Raw genomic sequence first — 573 nt, 5'->3', positions numbered from 1 at the left:
GCACGGCCCTTGCACTGTTTTTCCGCTCCCGAGGCCCACACGCCCGAACCGGCGCCAGAACCAGAGCCCGCGCCGCCGCCCGCGCCCGAACCGGACCCCACCGGCGATCTGGTGCGCCTCACCACCCGTCTGGCCGCCATCGCCCGTCAGGCGGAGAAGGCCGCCCTCCAGCCGGACCTTGCACCCCCGTTGCACTGTTTTCCTGATCGAGAGGGTAATCCCGACGACGACCTGACCCGCCTCGTCGCCGAGCTGAACGCCCTCACCGGCAAGGCCGAACGCGCCATCGCCGACGAGGCCCTTGCACTCCGGTTGCACTGTTTTTCGGGCGCCGAGGGCAATGACGCCGGCCCCGCCCCCTGACCCCCCTTGTCATCCCGGAAGCGCCGTCAGGCGCTATCCGGGACGGGACGGCGCCGCACCGTTCCAGGCCCGGACGGCGCAGCGCGACGATCCGGGCCAAGGGTTCACCCTGTCGCCCGGCCCAGCCTCACGGTTGTCCGGGCGGTGTCATCAAGGACACGCCGTCCCGGCTCTCCGCTTCGCTCCGGCCGGGATGACAAGGGAGAATTG

1 pseudogene is annotated in these 573 nt (G+C 71.2%); it reads left to right on the top strand.

The annotated features are described in order from the left end of the window. A pseudogene (locus tag ACK4SE_RS14195) lies at window positions 1-363 on the top strand (hypothetical protein); the annotation flags it as partial. Window positions 364-573 lie beyond the last annotated feature (210 nt).

It is taken from the genome of Brevundimonas sp., assembly GCF_046293315.1.
GTDB lineage: Bacteria > Pseudomonadota > Alphaproteobacteria > Caulobacterales > Caulobacteraceae > Brevundimonas.
This window is presented reverse-complemented; position numbering and strand designations above follow the sequence as displayed.